The 19,933-nt window shown below is 35.5% G+C and carries 22 protein-coding genes; 19 read left to right on the top strand and 3 right to left on the bottom strand.

Translation table 11 applies throughout. The features are described from left to right. The 8 genes from QZ055_RS01120 to QZ055_RS01085 form a co-directional block, all read left to right on the top strand. On the top strand, window positions 1–923 hold a 923-nt coding region (locus tag QZ055_RS01120; protein ID WP_295824093.1), incomplete at its 5' end, for a DnaJ C-terminal domain-containing protein. 55 nt (window positions 924–978) lie between these two features. Then, window positions 979–1,842, top strand: coding sequence for a 50S ribosomal protein L11 methyltransferase (locus QZ055_RS01115; protein ID WP_295824092.1), 864 nt, complete (start codon window positions 979–981; stop codon window positions 1,840–1,842). Then, window positions 1,839–2,570, top strand: coding sequence for a 16S rRNA (uracil(1498)-N(3))-methyltransferase (locus QZ055_RS01110; protein ID WP_295824090.1), 732 nt, complete (start codon window positions 1,839–1,841; stop codon window positions 2,568–2,570). Before QZ055_RS01115 ends, QZ055_RS01110 begins: the two co-directional genes overlap by 4 nt. 24 nt (window positions 2,571–2,594) lie before the next feature. Then, window positions 2,595–3,890, top strand: coding sequence for a tRNA (N(6)-L-threonylcarbamoyladenosine(37)-C(2))-methylthiotransferase MtaB (mtaB, locus tag QZ055_RS01105; protein WP_295824088.1), 1,296 nt, complete (start codon window positions 2,595–2,597; stop codon window positions 3,888–3,890). Window positions 3,891–3,901: 11 nt separating this feature from the next. Next, window positions 3,902–4,246, top strand: a complete 345-nt coding sequence (locus tag QZ055_RS01100) for a histidine triad nucleotide-binding protein (RefSeq protein WP_024063776.1) — start codon at window positions 3,902–3,904, stop codon at window positions 4,244–4,246. A 157-nt stretch (window positions 4,247–4,403) separates the two neighbouring features. Further along, window positions 4,404–4,583 (top strand): 30S ribosomal protein S21, encoded by a 180-nt coding sequence (gene rpsU / locus QZ055_RS01095; RefSeq protein ID WP_004695751.1) that lies wholly within the window; start codon window positions 4,404–4,406, stop codon window positions 4,581–4,583. Between the two features lie 122 nt (window positions 4,584–4,705). After that, complete coding sequence (locus QZ055_RS01090; protein WP_009661126.1) at window positions 4,706–5,149, top strand: GatB/YqeY domain-containing protein; 444 nt, start codon at window positions 4,706–4,708, stop codon at window positions 5,147–5,149. Between the two features lie 161 nt (window positions 5,150–5,310). Continuing rightward, on the top strand, window positions 5,311–7,212 hold the full coding sequence (locus QZ055_RS01085; protein ID WP_295824086.1) for a glutamine synthetase: 1,902 nt from the start codon (window positions 5,311–5,313) through the stop codon (window positions 7,210–7,212). Window positions 7,213–7,304: 92 nt separating this feature from the next. Here QZ055_RS01085 and QZ055_RS01080 read toward each other — a convergent pair whose 3' ends face one another. Then, window positions 7,305–7,700, bottom strand: a complete 396-nt coding sequence (locus QZ055_RS01080; protein ID WP_295804122.1) for a phosphate-starvation-inducible protein PsiE — start codon at window positions 7,698–7,700, stop codon at window positions 7,305–7,307. 110 nt (window positions 7,701–7,810) lie between these two features. Further along, window positions 7,811–8,326: a thiol peroxidase gene (gene tpx, locus QZ055_RS01075; protein ID WP_005386678.1), complete on the bottom strand. Its 516-nt coding sequence runs from the start codon at window positions 8,324–8,326 to the stop codon at window positions 7,811–7,813. A gap of 286 nt (window positions 8,327–8,612) precedes the next feature. On the opposite strand from tpx, the gene QZ055_RS01070 reads away from it, so the two are divergent. The 11 genes from QZ055_RS01070 to QZ055_RS01020 all read left to right on the top strand — a co-directional run bounded on the left by QZ055_RS01070 (window position 8,613) and on the right by QZ055_RS01020 (window position 19,536). Then, window positions 8,613–10,334: an ABC transporter ATP-binding protein gene (locus tag QZ055_RS01070; protein ID WP_295824083.1), complete on the top strand. Its 1,722-nt coding sequence runs from the start codon at window positions 8,613–8,615 to the stop codon at window positions 10,332–10,334. Then, a complete protein-coding gene (locus QZ055_RS01065; protein ID WP_295824081.1) occupies window positions 10,327–12,072 on the top strand; it encodes an ABC transporter ATP-binding protein in 1,746 nt (581 codons plus the stop codon). The genes QZ055_RS01070 and QZ055_RS01065 overlap by 8 nt, the downstream gene beginning before the upstream one ends. Before the next feature lies 1 nt (window position 12,073). Then, window positions 12,074–12,868 (top strand): RNA methyltransferase, encoded by a 795-nt coding sequence (locus QZ055_RS01060; protein WP_295824078.1) that lies wholly within the window; start codon window positions 12,074–12,076, stop codon window positions 12,866–12,868. A 185-nt stretch (window positions 12,869–13,053) separates the two neighbouring features. Then, on the top strand, window positions 13,054–13,908 hold the full coding sequence (locus QZ055_RS01055; protein ID WP_039969208.1) for a ChbG/HpnK family deacetylase: 855 nt from the start codon (window positions 13,054–13,056) through the stop codon (window positions 13,906–13,908). Next, the gene (locus tag QZ055_RS01050) at window positions 13,905–14,897 is read left to right on the top strand and encodes a lysylphosphatidylglycerol synthase transmembrane domain-containing protein (protein WP_295821189.1); all 993 of its coding nucleotides are present in this window, start codon (window positions 13,905–13,907) and stop codon (window positions 14,895–14,897) included. The genes QZ055_RS01055 and QZ055_RS01050 overlap by 4 nt, the downstream gene beginning before the upstream one ends. Before the next feature lie 15 nt (window positions 14,898–14,912). Beyond that, complete coding sequence (locus QZ055_RS01045) at window positions 14,913–15,362, top strand: ACT domain-containing protein (protein WP_005386672.1); 450 nt, start codon at window positions 14,913–14,915, stop codon at window positions 15,360–15,362. A gap of 24 nt (window positions 15,363–15,386) precedes the next feature. After that, window positions 15,387–16,676 carry a homoserine dehydrogenase gene (locus QZ055_RS01040; protein WP_295824076.1) on the top strand — a complete coding sequence of 430 codons (1,290 nt, stop codon included), beginning with the start codon at window positions 15,387–15,389 and terminating at the stop codon, window positions 16,674–16,676. Window positions 16,677–16,679: 3 nt separating this feature from the next. After that, window positions 16,680–17,594 carry a homoserine kinase gene (gene thrB / locus QZ055_RS01035; RefSeq protein ID WP_295824074.1) on the top strand — a complete coding sequence of 305 codons (915 nt, stop codon included), beginning with the start codon at window positions 16,680–16,682 and terminating at the stop codon, window positions 17,592–17,594. A 55-nt stretch (window positions 17,595–17,649) separates the two neighbouring features. Then, on the top strand, window positions 17,650–18,525 hold the full coding sequence (htpX, locus tag QZ055_RS01030) for a zinc metalloprotease HtpX (protein WP_005386669.1): 876 nt from the start codon (window positions 17,650–17,652) through the stop codon (window positions 18,523–18,525). Between the two features lie 22 nt (window positions 18,526–18,547). Beyond that, the gene (gene ndk / locus QZ055_RS01025; RefSeq protein WP_005386668.1) at window positions 18,548–18,955 is read left to right on the top strand and encodes a nucleoside-diphosphate kinase; all 408 of its coding nucleotides are present in this window, start codon (window positions 18,548–18,550) and stop codon (window positions 18,953–18,955) included. A 65-nt stretch (window positions 18,956–19,020) separates the two neighbouring features. Then, window positions 19,021–19,536 carry a cob(I)yrinic acid a,c-diamide adenosyltransferase gene (locus QZ055_RS01020; protein WP_295824072.1) on the top strand — a complete coding sequence of 172 codons (516 nt, stop codon included), beginning with the start codon at window positions 19,021–19,023 and terminating at the stop codon, window positions 19,534–19,536. Between the two features lie 48 nt (window positions 19,537–19,584). On the opposite strand, the gene QZ055_RS01015 is transcribed toward QZ055_RS01020, so the two are convergent. Further along, window positions 19,585–19,920: a hypothetical protein gene (locus QZ055_RS01015; protein ID WP_005386666.1), complete on the bottom strand. Its 336-nt coding sequence runs from the start codon at window positions 19,918–19,920 to the stop codon at window positions 19,585–19,587. Window positions 19,921–19,933: the final 13 nt, after the last annotated feature.

The following is a 19,933-nucleotide window of genomic DNA, read 5'->3' as shown; positions in this document are numbered from 1 at the left end:
GCGCTGGCGCCGGTGGTTTCCAAGGTGGCTTTGGCGGTTTCGGTGGTCAAGCTGGGGGCTTTGGTGATATCTTTGGCGATATTTTTGGTGGCATGTTTGGCGGTGGTCGCCAACAACAAGGACCTCAAAAAGGCAATGACTTGCGCGAAGATATTGATATTTCCTTTGAAGATGCAGCCTTTGGTAAATCTATGGAAATAGAAGTGCATCGTCATGAAGAATGTGATCACTGTCATGGTACTGGTGGTGAACCAGGATCTCGTGTCGATACTTGTCCAAACTGTCATGGTTCTGGTCAAGAAGCGGTTATTCAAAATACTCCATTTGGACGTATGCAATCCGTTCGCACTTGTTCTCGTTGTCATGGTACTGGTAAAAGCATTGAAAAACCTTGTTCTAAATGCCGTGGAACTGGTGAAATGCTTGCTAAGCGCAAGATTTCTATCAAGATTCCAGCTGGCGTAGACAGCGGTTCTCGCTTACGTGTAGCTAATGAAGGGGAACCAGGTATTTTGGGCGGTCCTAAGGGTGACCTTTACGTATATATCTTTGTTCGTCCTCATAAGGAATTTGAACGAAATGGTAATGACGTTATTAGCCGTGTAAATATTAGTTTTGCTCAAGCTGCATTAGGTGCTACTATACAAGTTAACACCTTAGATGGTAAAGTAGAGTTAAAGATCCCAGAAGGTACTCAAACGGGAACGGCATTCCGCGTAAAGGGCAAAGGTATTCCATATTTGCGTAACCCTAAGCAACGAGGGGACCAACATATTGTGGTAACTGTTCAAACGCCTAAGAAGTTGACAGATACTCAACGTGAGTTGTTATTACGCTTTGCAAACGAAAGTAACGAAGATGTAAATAACTTACAAGTGAGCAAAAGTCTTTTTGAAAAAATTAAGGACGTTTTGACTAAATGAACAGCTCATGTGAAGGAATGGTTTGTTCCGTCACATTCCCTATAAAGGAGCATATATGCAGTGGATAGAAGTATCCATTGTCTGTGAAAGAGTAGCCACCGATGAGGTGACTACTCTTTTTGACGATTATGCAGACAATGGAATTATAGAAGAAGATGTAGAAAATCAACCAAATTTAATTAAATTAACTATGTATGCAAATCCATCATTGGACTCTAATACAATTAAGTCAGACTTAAAAAAACGTCTTACAGAAGCAAATATTAGTGTCACATCCGTTGATACAAATATATTAGATGAATCTACATGGCTCAATTCTTGGCAGCAATATATTGAACCTACAGAAATTCTACCTAATTTAATTATTAAACCTGCTTGGCAAGAATATGATAACGTCCACAATAAAACAATTATAGAAATCGATTCCGATATTTCCTTTGGTACTGGCTCTCATGAGACAACACGTACATGTGCCGAACTATTGAAATCTTATTGTGAATCCATGGATCTTAATCAAGTTACTTGTTTAGATATTGGTACAGGAACGGGTATTCTCTTATTGGTAGCAGCACATTTAGGGATCAAGCATTTGGTTGGGATTGATATTGAGGAATATGCTGCCAATCAAGCTCGTATTAACTGTGAGAATAATCATGTATCTGCAGAGATTATTTGTGGTAATTTGGATAGTGATTTCAATGGTACTGCCCAATTAATTTTAGCTAACTTAACAGTGGATCCACTTAAAATACTATTACCTCAAATTGGTAAAAAACTAGAGGATAAGGGTATTTTAATTATAAGTGGCATTATAGATGATCGGCATGATGAGATTATGCCATATATTAAGGCTGATTGGCATATTATTGAGGAGCGCATTGCAGGGCCTTGGCATACATTTGCGCTAGAAAAGCGATGAAAAAGATTTTTATTCCTACACCATTAGATGAAAGAATAGAATTACCGAAAGATGTGACACATCATGTGTTACATGTATTTCGTCATAATATGGAGAAACCCATTACTGTAACGGGCAGTGATAATCGTTGTGGTATCTATCAGATTACCGATGAAGTGGATGGTATAGCACAGGCTAAACTTATTGAATATGTAGCGTCTGATGTATCGTCGTATCGAACTATTCTAGTTCAATCCTTATTGAAAGGCGAAAAGTTAGAATGGGTATTACAAAAGGCGACGGAGTTAAATGTAGATACCATTTATCTTGTATCTACGGCAAACTGTGTAGCTAAATATGATGATAAGAAACTACAATCAAAAGTCAGTCGTTGGGAAAAAATTATGCTAGAAGCAGCCCAACAGTGTGGACGCAATCAACTGCCCACACTTGTAGTAGGTGAAACGCTTTTACAAGTATTAACAATCGAAGCTGACGCATTAAAATTAGTAGCTTATGAAAATGAAGATGGTCATACTATTAAGACTGCACTACAATCAGTACACACTAATCAAACTATAACTGATATTCTAATCTGTGTTGGTCCTGAAGGGGGCTATCAAGAGAAGGAAATCAATGCTATTATAGAGAGTGGTGGAAAATCAGTTTCTCTTGGTACTACTATTTTACGAGCAGAAACTGCTGCTATTGGATCATTAGCAATGATTCAATATGAATTAGAACTATAAATTAAACAAGAATAGAGAGGTGCAATGAAAACCGTTGCTTTTACAACCTTGGGCTGTCGTGTCAATCAGTATGACACAGATGCTATGAAAGGTTTATTTTTACAAAATAATTACGAAGCAGTAGACTTCGATGAAAAAGCTGATATATATGTAATTAATACATGTTCTGTAACCAATATGGGGGAAAAGAAATCCCGTCAATTGATTCGGAAAGCAAAGCGTCAAAATGAAGATGCTTATGTAATTGTTACTGGTTGTTATGCTCAGCTTGATCCAGATGCGATTGCTGCTATTGACGGTGTTAACCTTGTTATTGGTACCAATAATCGATCTAAAATCGTTGAGCTAGTAGAGCAATTAGAATCTACAGAACGTCAAATCAATGCTGTTAGAGATATTATGAACGAGTCTAACTTTGAAGAAATGCCATTATATGGTAATGAATCTGACAAAGCTCGTGCTTTCATGAAAATTCAAGAAGGTTGTAATAACTATTGCGCCTTTTGTATCATTCCTTATACTCGAGGAAAGTTAAAATCTCGTAAAGTGGATGATATTGTACAAGAAGCAAAACGTTTAGTAGACCATGGATTCCATGAAATCGTATTAACAGGTATACATTTAGGGAATTATGGTGTAGAATTGCCAGGTCGCCCTACATTAGCCGATGTAGTAAAAGCTTTATTAGAGATTCCTGATTTATATCGTATTCGTTTCGGGTCTATTGAGTCTGTAGAGGTTTCTGATGAGTTAGTAGAATTAATGGCTACTAATAAACGTGTTTGTCCACATTTACATTTACCACTACAAGCTGGTTCTGATCATGTATTAAAGTTGATGAAACGCCATTATACATTGCAAGAATATAAAGACTTGATTGCAAATTTGCGTTCTCGTATTAAAGATTTATCTATTACGACTGATATTATTGCAGGTTTCCCGCAAGAAACAGATGAAGACTTTGAAGAAACATTAAATACAGTACGGGAAATTGGGTTTACCCATATTCATGCATTCCCATACTCTATTCGTGAAGGTACACCAGCAGCTACTATGCCGGATCAAGTACCTGAAGCTGTAAAGAAAACTCGTGTAGCGCTTTTAAATGGTCTTAGCCAATCTGGCTATGAAGCATACGCAAAATCTCGCATTGGTAAGCCTGGTGAGATTCTCATCGAAAAAGAAGAGAATGGATATTATATGGGCTTAACAAATGAGTATATAAATGGTAAAGTAAAGTCTGATGGATTACATAAGATTGGTGATCTAATCGGAGGTACTGTTGTAGGTTTAGAAGATAATTATTTAATTATTGAATAAGGAGTTATCGTATGAGTGACTGCATTTTCTGTAAAATTATCAATGGTGAAATTCCATCTAAAAAAGTATTAGAAAACGATAAATTTTATGCATTCCATGATATTGAACCAGTGAAAAAAGTACATGTTCTTATTGTGCCAAAAAATCATGTAGCTAACATTGCTCATCTTACTGAAAAAAATGAAGACTATGTGGAAGGTTTATTGCCATTCGTACGTGATGTAGCGAAAGAACTAGGTATTTCTAAAGATGGTTATCGTTTGATCTTTAATACTGGCGCAAAAGCAGGTCAAACGGTGTTCCATATGCATGCACATCTTTTAGGTGGCGAAGAAATGGGCTGGCCTGAAGCTTAAAATTGAGTATAATGTATTCTTTTTATAATACTTATTAAAATTCCTATAAAATATACCGGAAAATATTGACAACATCTATACCTATACATATAATATTATATGTGCGTATGTAAATTATCAGCACTTCCCGAGATTATTTTTGGAGGGAGGGATATAGATGTCTGAAATCAAAGTCGGTAAAAACGAAACGCTTGAAAGTGCTCTTCGTCGATTCAAACGCTCCTGCCAAAAAGCGGGTGTTTTGTCTGAAGTAAGAAAACGCGAACACTACGAAAAACCAAGCGTAAAAAGAAAGAAAAAATCTGAAGCAGCAAGAAAACGCAAATTCAGAGCATAAGATGATTACCCTAATTCTGCCTTTTCATGGCTTCATGAAATCCAGAATTAGGGTTTCTTTATATATATTAGTTTCTAAGATACTAATATGTATTTAATGATTGAGTCGTATAGGAGGTTCCCATGAGTTTAAAAGATCAATTAAAAGAAGATATGAAAGCTGCTATGAAGGCTCGAGAAGAAGGCAAAATAGCTTTATCTGTTATTCGTATGGTCAATAGTGCCATTAAAAATACAGAAATAAATGATAAAATTGAACTTGATGATAATGGTGTATTAGGTATTTTAGCTAAAGAAATGAAAACACGCCAAGATTCTCTTACAGAATTTGAAAAGGCAGGTCGTGAAGATTTAATTAGTCATGTTAAGGAAGAAATAGCTGTTCTTCAAAAATATATGCCAGCGCAATTGACAGAAGATGAAATTCGCGATGTTGTAAAAAAAGCCATTGCTGAGTGCGGAGATAATGTAAATATGGGTAACGTTATGAAACATGTTATGCCACATACTAAAGGCCGTGCAGATGGTAAATTAGTAAATACCATCGTAAAAGAATTACTAGGTTAATATTCTGGTAAAATTCTATAGAAAGTTGTTGACAAGAATTTTCTCACTATGGTAATATGTAGTCAAGAAAATAATTAGTCAATGAAGACTCCACTGGATAGGTATGCAGTTTGTATATCTACATTGTTGGAGTCTTTTTTTATAGTTTAGGAGGAACAAATATGGCTACAAAAGAATTATTGTATTACATTCCTGCAGGTCAATATGGTAAAGAAGGTGTTTTATCTCTATTAGAACAACATCCAGAAATTAAATTCGTATCTTTAGTAGGTATCGACTTAGCTGGTAATGATACAGATGAAAAAATCCCAATGGCTGCATTCTTTGATGATTATGAAGCATTCTTTGAAGGCCGTGCTGTTCAAACTGATGGTTCCTCTGTAGTATTGACAAATATCGCTACATTGAACAATGCTCGTGTTGATATGTGGGGCGACCCAAGTGTAAACTGGTTTGTTGATTACAACTACGAAAACATTGATGAAGCAACAGGTTTGCCAACTGGTACACTTCGTATTCCTGCATTCTTGATGCATAATTACCGCTATGTAGATTCTCGTTCTATTTTGAAACGCAGCTGTGACTATGTTCGTGCAGAATTGTTATCCTTGATCAAAGAAAAAGGTGTACCTGGTATGCCTCATGTGAAAGCTGATGATGTGGTAGATATTGTTTTCACATCTGCTACTGAATTAGAATTCTGGGTAAAAACACCTTCTAAAACAGTTACTAAAAAAGAATTGTCCGTTTCTCAACGTTTGCAAGAACAATACTGGCAACGTACACACGGCACTGTTCGTACTGCATTAGAACAAGCCGTAGAACGTCTTGATAAATACGGTATGGATGCTGAAATGGGCCATAAAGAAGTTGGTGGTGTAAAAGCTAAACTTGATGAAGATGGTCATGAATCCGTTGTATTGGAACAATTGGAAATCGACTGGAAATTCTCTGGCAACCCATTACAAACAGCAGATAATGAATTACAAGCTCGTATTATCGTTCGTGAAGTATTCCGCGAAAATGGTCTTGATGTAACATTCAATGCGAAACCTATTATTGGTGTAGCTGGTTCTGGTGAACATACACACTTTGGTGTTATGGCTAAATTGAAATCTGGTAAACTTGTTAACTTGTTCAGCCCAGAAGATATGCGTAAAGAATCTGCTAGCTCCTTAGGTATTGGTGCTATCATGGGTCTATTGAAACACTACGAAGCAATTAATCCATTCATCAGCTCCACAACAGACTCCTTAAATCGTTTAAAACCTGGTTTCGAAGCTCCAGTATGTATTGTTACATCTTTAGGTACTGATCCGTCTGAACCTAGCCGTAACCGTACAATCCTTTGTGGTTTGATTCGCGATATCGATAATCCTATGGCAACACGTTATGAATTACGTTCTCCAAACCCTTATACAAATACATACACTGCTTTGGCATTGATTTTCATCTCTGCATTTGATGGTATGAAATATGCTATTACATCTGGTAAAACACAAGCTCAATTGGAAGCAGAACTTTCTAAAGAAGTTGGTGAACCAGCTGAATACCTTGCTACAAACCGTGCATACCGTACAGAAAAAGACGTATTCGATGATTTCACTCAAGAAGAACGTAATCAAATGTTTGGTATTGCACCAGCTACTGTATGGGAAAATATTAAAGGTTACCAAAACAATCCTGAATTAGTTGAAACATTGGCTCAAGGTAATGCGTTTGCTAAGGACTTGATGGATTCCTTCATTGCATCTATTTTGAAACGTTGGAAACTTGTATTAGCTCACCGTTTAATCCCTAGTAATCTTGATACTGTTCGTAATATGGTAGCTATTCATACTGATAGCCGTAATAGTGTAGATGATAAACGTTTTGCAGAAGTTAACGATTTACGTTTCTATCTTGCTAAAGATAGCGATGATCGCAAATCTTTATTCACTCGTTTAATCGATGCACTTAATGACCGTGAATATGACTTAGCATCTCAATTACAAATTGAAATGAACGATAAAATGGAAGAATTAGAAGCTAAATATGCTAACTATGCAAAAAATATCTTCTAATATCGATTGATTTAATTGCTCAAAAAAGGCTCCTACATTTGTAGGAGCCCTTTTATTTATATTACCTATTTATAATTTAGTTCTTAAAGCTATTACTCGTTATGTCCAATAAATTTTTCTACTAATACTAAACTACATACGAGTACAAGAATCGCAACGGACCAAATTAAATTATCAAATGCAGATTCATGGTCAATAATTAGAAGTCTTACAATTGCTGTAATCCCAATATACAAAAAGAAATCAAGAGGGAAGTGGAAGTTATTTTTAAAGTATTTTACGATGAGTGCAATAAACTCAAAGTATAGGAAGAAGGTAATTAATTCTTCAATTAATAAAGAGTATGTGCTATATCCTTGAATATTTGCCCAAGTAACATAGCCGAGACTTATTAATGTATTGATAAGGGCAATACAAAGTGAAATACCAACGCCTACAAGGGCTATATTTTTTATTGTTAATAATAGTTTAGAAATACGAATCCACATTATAATTCACCTACAATAAAACTTTAAATACTATACCACATAAAAAAGACCGTACACCGTACGGTCTTTTTTCGATTACACCACAGTATAATCAACAGAATATCTAAGAATTAGATATCAGCTTTAATTGCTTCTAATGCAGCATCGAAGTTAACTGCTTGAGTTACTTCAGGTACATATTCAACATAAGTAACTTTGTCTTCTTTGTTGATTACTACTACGCCACGAGTCAAAAGACGAAGTTCTTCGATCAAGAAACCATAGTTTTCACCGAAGGAAGCATCTTTGTGGTCGGATAAAGTAATAACTTTATCAACGCCAGCAGCGCCACACCAACGTTTTTGAGCGAACGGCAAGTCCATAGAAATTGTCAATACTACAACATCATCAGAAAGTGCAGTAGCATCTTGGTTGAACCAACGAGTTTGAGCGTCACAAACGCCTGTATCAAGGGAAGGAACAACGGAGATAACTTTTACTTTACCTTCGAAATCTTTTAATGTTTTAGGTTGTAAGTCGTTGCTTAAAACTGTGAAGTCAGGAGCTTGTTGACCTACTTTAACTTCTGGACCAACCAATGTGATAGGGCCACCTGCAAATGTTACTACGCCAGTACGTTTTTCCATGTTGTATTCCTCCTAAGAGTTTTAATTCTAATGTTTGTAAGGATACGTTTTGTATCTATGCATAGTATAACACTTACATTACCATAAGTAAACTAAAAAATTCGATATAGTGTTATTATAGATTATAAAAATTATATTATTGGTAACTACTAATGAGAGAATATTGTAATAAACTACATTATATACGTATAGGTGTATTAAGATATATGAAAAAAATGTGTATACTATAAGGAGTATATTTAAATAATGATAATCCTGTAATATAGAAATTTAACTGAGAGGTCCTATGAAACCTATAGAGCTATTTATGCAGTTTTTCCGCCGAGAAGGCTGGGTTTATGCCATCGGCTTAACTATGCTAATTGCTATTGATATAGCATTTTTATTTGTGCCACAATTCATTGGTAATGCCATCGATACCCTAAGTCACAATAAAGAAGGCTTAGTCAATTATATTATTTACTTTATTCTATTATTTATTATCATAACGATTCTAAAAGTTATTTCACGACGTACCTTACTTGGTTCCATCCGTCGTATGGAGTACCTTTTTCGTGAAATTTTGTGTAGAAAAGCATTACAAATAAAAACAACATACTATGAGGCAAATGGACCTGGTAAAGTAATGGCGTTAATGACGAATGATGTTACATCTCTTCGTGTAGCGTTAGGTTTAGGTGTAATGATTGTGGTGGATATCATATTTTATTCCATTGTAGGATCAATTATTCTCATACAAAAGATAGATGGTTTATTAGCTTTCAAAATTATGACACCTGTATTTTTCATCATTGTAGCTATCTTTGTGTTAGGTCGGAAATTGCGTGCTAAACAGCGTAGTGCGCAGGCAACGTATAGTGACATGACAGAATTTGGCCAAGAATTATTTCAAGGTATAGATGTAATTAGAGCTTTTAATAGGGAACGTATTATTTCTAATTCTTTTGAAAAAATAAATAAATTGAACTATAAGAAAAATATGGATGTAGCATTATTAGATTCTGTACTAACCCCTTTAACAAGAATTGCGCCCTTTATTTGTATTAGTATTAGTATTTTTATATGTGGACATCTAGCTGTCGAAGGCAATATGACTATAGGTGAATTTGTAACTATCAATTCCTTTATTATGTTAATAGTAGGACCTTTAATTGGATTTGGTGGGCTTATTTCTATTGTCCAAAAAGGTTTGGCATCCTTAGATCGTATTACGGACTTCTTACGTCTACCAATCGAGTCAATTGATGACACTACGGAGGTATTACCACTTGAAGATATCAATATACGTTATTTAGATTTTAACTATGAAAACTCTAAAGGTCATGCATTATCACAAGTATCTACAACCATTCGGAAAGGATCTTTTATTGGTATTGTAGGTAAACCTGGTTCTGGTAAAAGTACACTCTTTAAACTACTTATTGGTCTACAAGAATGTCCGCCGAAGTCTATATATATTGGAAATCAAGATATATCAGATATACCATTATCTAAGCTTAGAAATTCAATTGCTTATGTGCCAACTCAATCTTATTTATTGAGCACTACCATCGAAGATAATATTAAATTTGGTAAAGACTTACCTATGCATGAATCGGTTGAGGTAGCCGCAAAAAAAGCAGACTTATATAGAGATTTAGGAGACCTTTTACATAATGATTTACATAATCTTGCAGAAGAAGGTCATGACTTATCGGGGGGCCAAAAACAACGCATTAATATGGCTCGAGGTTTTTACAAAAATGCACCATATTTATTATTAGATGATTGTTTCTCTGCGTTAGATGCAGTAACCGTCAATACTATTTTAGATACATTACATACGGTTCATACACAAACTATATTATGTATTTCTCAACGCTTAGAGGTCATTGAAAAGGCGGATAAAATTATTGTCTTTGATGAAGGCCATATAGTTGAAGAGGGTACACATGAAGAATTGTTAACTAGAAATGGTTTATATAAAACCCTTTATGAAGCGCAGAAAGGAGAGAGTCATAATGAATAAGCATAACGTTAGAAATGACTGGGCTCTATTCTCCTATATAACTGCATATATTAAACCCTATTTAGGCATCTTATTAATAGCTACAATCGCACTCGCTGGAAATCTTATATTATTATTATTTAGACCGTATCTTACAAAACAAGTAATAGATCTAGGATTTGCCACTAATGATATTCATGTCATTGAATATTATGCTGTTTTATATGGCTTAACAATCATTGGTAGTGTATGTTTTATTTTCGTAGAAAATTACTTTTTAAAAAGCTTTGGTCAAAAAATAATCTATAATATTCGCCATATTGTGTTCCAAAAAATTCTACATAAACCACATGATGAATTTTATAAATTGCCTATTGGCAATTGGGTAACCCGTATTACTAATGATGTGGAATCACTGCGTACCTTATATACCGATGTATTGTTAAACTTAGCTAGTAGCGGATTAATGATTATTGGTATATTAGCCTTCATGTATGCCATTAATGTACCGTTAGCTGTTATTATGACGATTTTAGTACCTATTATGGGCGGGATTATTTGGGTATATCAAAAGTTTTCTAGAAAGGCTTTTCGTCAAGTAAGACGGTCTGTAGCGGCCTCCAATGCGAGCATTAAGGAATTGCTGAACTATATTGTTATAGTTAAATCCTACGGTGGAGAAAAAGCCATAGAAGGTAGATATGAAACTGTTAACAAAGGTTTTTTAGAAGCTGGTCTTTTTGAAGTTACAACATTTTCTATTTTCAGACCTCTCGTTGATGGCTTGTTTTTCGTAGCTTTAATCGTCATATTTACTACTACTAATTTAGTAGATTCTGTAGCCGATGCAGGTACTGTATTTGCTTTCATTCAATATATGGATCGTTTCTTTCAGCCATTAAAGGAAATTGCAGACAAATATAATTCATTGCAAAGTTCATTAGCTGGAGCTGAACGATTAGTACCATTATTAGAAGAGAAAGACCGAAATATGGTCGATGAAGTTCCGAAAGAACTGATTCCTGTTGAATCAATTGAATTTGATCATGTTTGGTTCTCTTATGAAAATAATGATACCTATGCATTACAAGATTTCACCTTACATATTAAGTCTGGTGATTTTACAGGCATTGTTGGTCCCTCTGGTAGTGGTAAATCCACATTGTTATCTTTATTAATGGGTATCTATAAACCTACAAAGGGTACCATCTATATAAATGGTATTGATATTGCTAAATACGATAGCTCTGTACTCCGTCACTTAATGGGGTATGTATTCCAACAAGCGTATTTATTTAAAGGGTCTATTAAAGATAATCTTACACTGTTTGATACTTCTATCAGTCATGATGAAATGGTAAGAGCAGCAAAACAAGTTAATTTAGATACTATGATTGAACAATTACCAGAAGGCTATAATACACCTGTAGGGTACTTAGGTTCACTATTATCAGACGGTCAAAAGCAACTACTAGCCTTTGGACGTACGCTCATAAGAAATACACCTATTCTATTATTAGATGAAGCAACGGCTAACGTAGATAGTCATACTGAAAAACAAATACAAGCGAGTATTGAAAATATCCGTGGTAGTAAAACAATCGTAAGCATTGCTCATCGATTATCCACAGTACAAGAAGCAAATGAAATTGTTTATATTGAATATGGTAAAATAATAGAAAAAGGTTCTTTCAAAGAATTAATTGAGTTAAAAGGGGCTTTTTATAATCTATGGATTCGTCAAAAAAGCGGGAGTTAGCATGGAGTTTATCCAATCTAAAGATAATAAGACTATTAAACGTATAGTTTCTCTAGGACAACGTAAAAATCGTAATAAACATGGTGAGTATATTGTTGAAGGTATCCGTTCTATCCGTGATATATCATCTAATGGTGTAATAAAAACAATTGTTATACGAGAGTCTAAATTTAAAGATAATAATATCGAAGCGTTATTAGCTTTAGATTCTATGCAATCAATTCCTACTTATATTGCGCAAGATCCAATATTTGATAAAATCGATAATACCGTAAATGGACAAGGTATTATTGCCATTGTAGCTAAACCCAAACATAGTATAGAATCTATCTCTATTGAAGATGGTGTCTATATTACACTAGATGGCGTACAAGATCCTGGTAATCTAGGTACGATTATACGTACCGCTGTAGCAGCAGGTGTGAAGGGCATATTTTTAATGAAAGGTACTGTAGATCCTTTTAATGATAAGACGGTACGTAGCACAATGAGTGCGTTACATAAAATACCAGTCTATGAAGATGTGACATTATCTATGCTCAATGATCTGATTGCGGAATCTAATATGTCTACCTATGTAACTGCCTTAGAAAACTCAAAACCATATCATATGATTACATACGATAAACGATGTATGTTGATTTTAGGTAATGAAGGGAATGGGGTAACACCTGAGGTTATGAATCTATGTAAGCATCGAATCATGATCCCTATGTATGGTGACATTGAATCGTTAAATGTGAGTGTAGCAGCAGCTCTATGTATGTATAAAGCTCAAGAGCAATTGATGTCATAATTAAAATACTTGAGAATCAAATCAAGTATTTATGATAAAAATTTATAAGTATATCGAAAGTCCTCTACTAGTATACAAGTAGGGGGCTTTTGTATTGATTTTATAGTTCTGTATTTGGTACAATAACATATATCCTTTGTGGGAGAACAAAGTTCTCCCCTTTTTTAATGAAAAGGAAGAAAACTATGTCCAAATTAATAGTAAATGCCGACGATTTTGGTCTTCATAGTGCAGTTAATGCTGCAGTCATTGATGGCCACCGTACAGGTATTATTACGAGCACCTCTCTATTAGCGGGAGGCGAAGCTTTTACAGAAGCCGTAAGTATGGCAAAAAATAACCCTAAGTTGGGCATTGGTGTTCATATCGCCTTAGTAGGTGGGCTAAAACCGGTATGTAATCCATCTGAAGTACCATCTCTGCTTACATCCGAAGGCGTCTTTCCAGAAACATATATCGATTTTATGAAACGAATTTATACTGGAAAGATTAACTATAGTGAGTTGCGCAAAGAAATTCACGCTCAAATGGAACGGATCATGGAGTCCGGTTTGCACGTAACACATATTGATGGTCATCAACATATGCATGTATTACCAACGGTACTACCAATCGTTATTGAGCAAGCTAAACACTATGGTATTAATGCAATACGCATTCCAGATGAATCCTCTTTATTTGTCAATTATATGTACTCGCCAGTGCGATTACTAGGCAAGGTCGGTTTATCTACCGTAGCGGCAAAGGCAAGGCCTACAGTGCGGGATAATGGTATGTATTCCACACAATATTTTTGGGGTATGGTAAACGGGGGACACATTAACCAGAAAACGTTAATGGGTATATTAAAATCCGTATCTAAAAAATCAGGTACTCATGAATTGATGATTCATCCAGGTTTAAATAATACGATTTTGGGAAATCAATATAAATGGGGCTATCATTGGGAGGATGAATTACAAGCTGTTTGTTCTAACCATACGCGTTTATATATTAGACAACATAATATTGAGCTAATTAATTATGGAGACTTGATATGAGTAAAATGATGAAGAGAGGCATTTTTATGTTTCTCTTACTATTGGCTGTGTCAATTGGTATCATTTACTACACTATTGATTTAGATGCATTAAAAACAATTTCATCATTTAATAGTATTTCTTTATTATTAGCTTTGATAGCTTTAGCAGCAGGTATGTATTTTGATGGCCTACGGTTACAAAGACTTGTAAAAATCGGTGGGTACAAGCTATCCATAAAAGCGGTACTTCGCGTAATTTTTAGTAATTATTTTATGGCCATGTTGACACCAGGTGCCAGTGGAGGTGCTGTAGCGCAAGTTCTAGTATTGAAAAGTTATGGTGTACCAATATCTAAAGGCACGCCAATCGTATTAATACGTACCGTATTTTCTATTATGTTCTTGGTCATCATGTTACCTTTAGTATTTTTACGTGATGCCATTGAAATTCCTTATATCTCACGAGATATGCTGTTAATTTTCGCTGTATTAGCTGTTATTGCCACGCTTTTAGGTACATATATCTTGCAGACTAAATATATGCGTCAATTTGTATATAATTTAGCGCAACGTTTTAAAGCACATAAAACAAGAGATTGGCTCTCTAAATTAGAAACCTTGAATCAAGGTTTAGGATTACTATATAAACAACCGATTCAATCCTTTATTGTATTTATTGAGTCTGGATTGAGTTTATTAAGCTTATACTGTATTGCACCTGCATTGATGTATGCTTTCACACCAGATATTCCTATCATTGATATATTAGATCGAATGATTCTATTAAATTTAATTTTATATTTCGCACCAACACCAGGGGGAACAGGGATTGCAGAAGGACTATTTGTAGTATTGTTTAGTACCTTTGTACCTAATGGAACTGTTGGTATTGTAGCTGTAGCATGGCGAGTTATGGCAGAATATTTGCCATTTTTTATCGGTATGTATGCAGTATTAACATTATATGGGCGTCAATTTGTGGCCCAAGAAACTTCAAAAGAACAATAAGGGAGTGTGTGTTCTATGACTAAACCAAAAAAAGATAAGTTTTATCTGGTGCAAGAAGATATTTTACCAGAAGCGATAAAAAAGACGATCAAGGTAAAAGAGATTTTGAAGCTAGGTGAAGTTAAAACGATTAATGAAGCAGTTGAAAAAATGGATTTGAGTCGTTCTGCATATTACAAGTACAAAGATTATGTATTCCCATTTTTTGAAATTGCCCAAGGTAAAATCGTTAGTATTTATGTTTCCATGTCTAATGAATCTGGCATGCTATCTAGTGTTTTAAAAGCCATTGCAGAACGGAATGGTAGTATTTTGACAATCAATCAAGATATTCCTTTACAGGGTATTGCAAACAGTAGCATTTCCTTTGAAACGAAAGATTTACAAGGATCATTAGAAGATTTATTATTAGATATTCGCTCTATGAAGGGCATTATTAAGGTTGAAATTTTAGGCCAAGCATAGGCTATTGAAGAGAGTAGGACAATTATGACCACTATAAAAATTGCGTTATTAGGTTTTGGTACTGTTGCACAAGGTACATTTAATTTGTTGCAAGATAATGCTGAGTTAATTAGAAATCGTACAGGTGTTAATGTAGAAATTTCTAAAATCTTTGTGCGTAATCCTGATAAATATAGCCATATTACATTGCCTGAAACAGCTCAATATGTAACTGATATTGATGAAGTATTAAAAGATGATTCCATTCAAATGGTTGTGGAATTAATGGGTGGGACAACCTTTGCTAAAGACTGTGTAGAAGGCGCTTTAAAGGCCAAGAAAAATGTAGTAACAGCGAATAAAGATTTATTAGCAGAATCTGGCCCATACCTATTAGATTTAGCTAGCAAAAATGGAGTGGATTTGCGCTTTGAAGCATCTGTATTAGGTGGTATTCCTATCATCCGTACATTATATGAATCCTTAGCGGGCAATCGTATTACTGAGATCATCGGTATTATGAATGGTACGACAAACTTCATTTTAACGAAAATGTCTGAAGAAGGTTTAAGCTATCAAGATGTACTAAAGGAAGCACAAGAGCTAGGTTATGCAGAGGCTGATCCTACAGCTGACGTTGAGGGTCTAGATGCAGCACGTAAATTGGCTATCCTTGCCTCTATTAGTTTCAATCGTCGCATCTTCTTTGAAGATGTATCTGTAGAAGGTATTACGAGCATAGATACAGAAGACATCAAATTTGGTAAAGAATTTGGCTACAATATTAAATTATTAGGCATTGCTAAGGAAACTAGCCAAGGTTTATCTTTAAATGTATACCCTGCATTTATTCCTACAACACATCCTTTAGCATCCGTTCGCGGCTCTTATAATGCTATTTATGTTAAAGGTAATGGTATCGATGATGTAATGTTATATGGTCGCGGTGCTGGTAGCTTGCCTACAGGTAGCTCTGTAGTATCCGATATTATGGAAGTAGCAAAAAATGTTTCGTACAATGAAACAGGTCGTTTGAAACCATTCTATTACGATCAAAAGAACATTTACTCTCCTGGCAAGATTCAATCTAGCTACTACTTGCGTTTAGAAGTAGATAATAAAACAGGTGTATTAGCCAAAATTTCTGCAAAATTAGCAGAACAAAAGATTTCTGTATTATCCATCGTTCAACGCAATATGGATCCAGAAACTGCGGTTCTTGCAATTGTTACGTCCAAATGTCCTAGATCTTATATTTTAAATCTTATTGATTCCTTTAACAGCTTGCGTTCCGTTAAGTCTGTTAATAGTGTCATTCGTATTATGGAAGCTTAAACTATGAATACCATTCGCGTACAAGTGCCCGCTACTAGTGCCAACTGCGGGCCAGGTTTTGATTGCCTAGGATTAGCATTAAACCTTTACAATATCTTTAGCTTTACACCAGATCCAAATGCTACTGAATATACATATACCTTTGAAGGTTTCGGTGCCGATATTCTTCGCGCTGAAGATCCTAAAAAGAACCTTATTGGATTTGCTATGGATCAAGTTTTTGCTACTGCTCAAGAGCCGATTCAATACGGACATATTACGTCTGAAACCTTAATTCCACCTTCTCGTGGACTCGGCAGTAGTAGTACAGCCATCGTAGGTGGACTTTTACTAGCTAATGCACTAGTTAAACACCCTCTAACTAAAGAAGAACTATTGGTTATTGCAAACCGTATGGAAGGTCATCCAGATAATGTAGCACCTGCTATTTTTGGTAACTTATGCTGTGCTACCGGTTTAAAAACAAAGGTATTAAATACAGTCATATCTGTTCCATCGGAATTACATTTTGCTGTTGTGGTACCGGAGGTTATGGTATCCACAGAATATGCACGTTCCGTTTTACCTAATCATGTACCATTTAAAGAGGCTGTCCAAAATGTGAGCCATGCATCTTTATTTGTAACAAGTTTAATTACACATCAATTAAGTAATTTATCCGTTGCATTAGATGATAATTTGCATGTGCCATACCGTAAAACATTGATACCAAATTGTGATGCAGCCTTTGACGCTGCTAAAGCAGCTGGAGCTTACGGTGCTACAATCAGTGGATCAGGTTCTACTTTAATTGCCTATGTAGATAAAGCCCACGTTCAAGCTGTAGCTGATGCTATGGGTGCTGTATTTACAGCTAATGGAATTGAAAATAAAACATACTGTTTAGAAGCAGATAGTACAGGAGCGTCAATTATATAGTTTGTGGTATAATTATAGTGTTAGGCATAGTCCATAACTATAATTGGAGGAAACTATGAACAATATGAAAACAACACTATTATTAGCGACTCTAACGGCCATTCTAGTGGTCTTAGGTGATATGATTGGCGGTAGAAGTGGTATGATGATTATGTTCGTTATATCCATGGGCATGAATTTTATGTCCTATTGGTATAGCGACAAAATCGTTTTAGCACAATATAATGCACAACAAGTAACTGCTCAATCTAATCCAAAACTATATGGTATGGTAGAACGTTTGGCTAAAAATGGTAACTTACCAATGCCAAAAGTGTATATCATTCCAAGTGATGTACCTAATGCGTTTGCTACAGGTAGAAATCCAAGTCATGCAGCGGTAGCTGTTACAGAAGGTATTCAACGTCTATTAACTGATGATGAGCTAGAAGGTGTTCTAGGTCACGAATTAACACATGTTAAGAATCGCGATACCTTGATTAGCACGATTGCCGCTATGATGGCAGGGGCTATTTCTATGATTGCCCATGTGCTTCAATTCTCAGCTATATTTGGTCGCTCAGATGACCGTGAAGGCTCTAATCCGTTAGAGTTAATAGGCGCCATAGTTATTGCACCTATTGCAGCAGGACTCATTCAAATGAGTATTTCTCGGGCTCGTGAGTTTTTAGCTGATGAAGGGGGCGGAGAGATGTGTCGAAATCCATTGGCTTTAGCATCTGCCCTCGCTAAAATTGACTACTATTCAAAACATGGTGCATTGCCAAATGCAAGTAATGCAACGGCCCATATGTTTATCATCAACCCTATGGTTGGTATTGGTGAAAGCTTGAGCAATCTTTTTAGTACACATCCTCGTACAGAGGAACGTATTGCAAAATTGAAACAACAAGCAATGAATCCTAAATATAAAGAGAAAGCATTATTTTAATTAATATCTACAGGAGGATATCATGCAAGAAACATTAGTTTTAATCAAACCAGATGCAGTTAAGCGTCAATTAAGTGGTGAAATTCTTAGCCGTTATGAACGTAAAGGTCTTGTAATTAAAGCATTAAAACTTCTACAAGTACCTCGTGAATTAGCTGAAGAGCATTATGCTGAGCATAAAGAGAAACCATTCTTTGGTGAATTAGTAGATTTCATCACATCTGGTCCAGTTCTTGCTTTCGTATTGGCCGGAGATAATGCTATCGTATCTGTACGTGCATTAAACGGTGCAACAAATCCTGTAGATGCTGCCCCTGGTAGTATTCGTGGTGACTATGCCTTAACAATGGATGCCAACGTAGTTCATGCTTCTGACTCTCCAGAGGCTGCTGCTCGTGAAATTCATCTTTGGTTCCCAGAATATAAATAATCTCAAGGTTGAGATCCTGTAGCTTTTCTTTCTACATTTATGTATATCTATAGGAGGTAATACATATGGCAAGTAGTGTTTACACTAAAACAGGTGATGCTGGTACAACTGGTTTATATACAGGTGAACGAGTACCTAAATCCTCTTTACGCGTAGAAGCTTATGGTACAATCGATGAATTACAAGCATTTTTAGGCTTGGCTCGTTCCTATGCTGAAAATCCTCGTGTTGCTACTGAATTATATGATATTGAGCGCAACTTATGGACTTTAATGGCTGATATTGCTAGCTTAAATGCTGCTCCAGTAATTACAGAACAACATGTCAAACATTTAGAAAAGGTAATAGATCGCTTTGATGAAAAGCTTGAGCCTTTATCTAATTTCGTAATTCCAGGTGAGAAACAATCTTCAGCATACTTACATGTGGCTAGAACGATTGCTCGTCGTGCTGAACGTGATTTATGGCGCGTATTAGATGCTGGTGAAAGTGTTCACGAATCTAATTTAAAATATTTAAACCGTCTATCCGACCTTTGCTTTATTATGTGTCGTGTAGAAGAGGAAATTGGAGCTGAATAAACAAAAAAAAGCTATGTATTTTACATAGCTTTTTGCTCGTTATAGACCTTATTGTGAAATCGTTTGGTTTAACACATCATGAGGACTTGGATAGTAGAAGAAAATATGAGGAATTTCATAACGGAATTTTTCTCTTAACAAATCAGAGAGAGTTGTTTCAAAGTTTATAATTTTATCAGCTCCGAAATCAAAATCTTCTACTAAGACCAATAATTGTGGCTCTACTTGTGGTGCATTTTCTGGTAACGCTTCTGGTGGTAGTGGAACATTTACTACTACACGGGCTGTACCGATATACTTTCCTTGTCCATCGTCGATGGCAACACGATAGGTATTATCCCATAAAGTAGCCATCATTTTAAGTTTCATATTCATAATTTCCATAGTATCGCTCCTT

Source organism: uncultured Veillonella sp. (assembly GCF_905209685.1).
Classification (GTDB): Bacteria; Bacillota; Negativicutes; order Veillonellales; family Veillonellaceae; genus Veillonella.
This window is presented reverse-complemented; position numbering and strand designations above follow the sequence as displayed.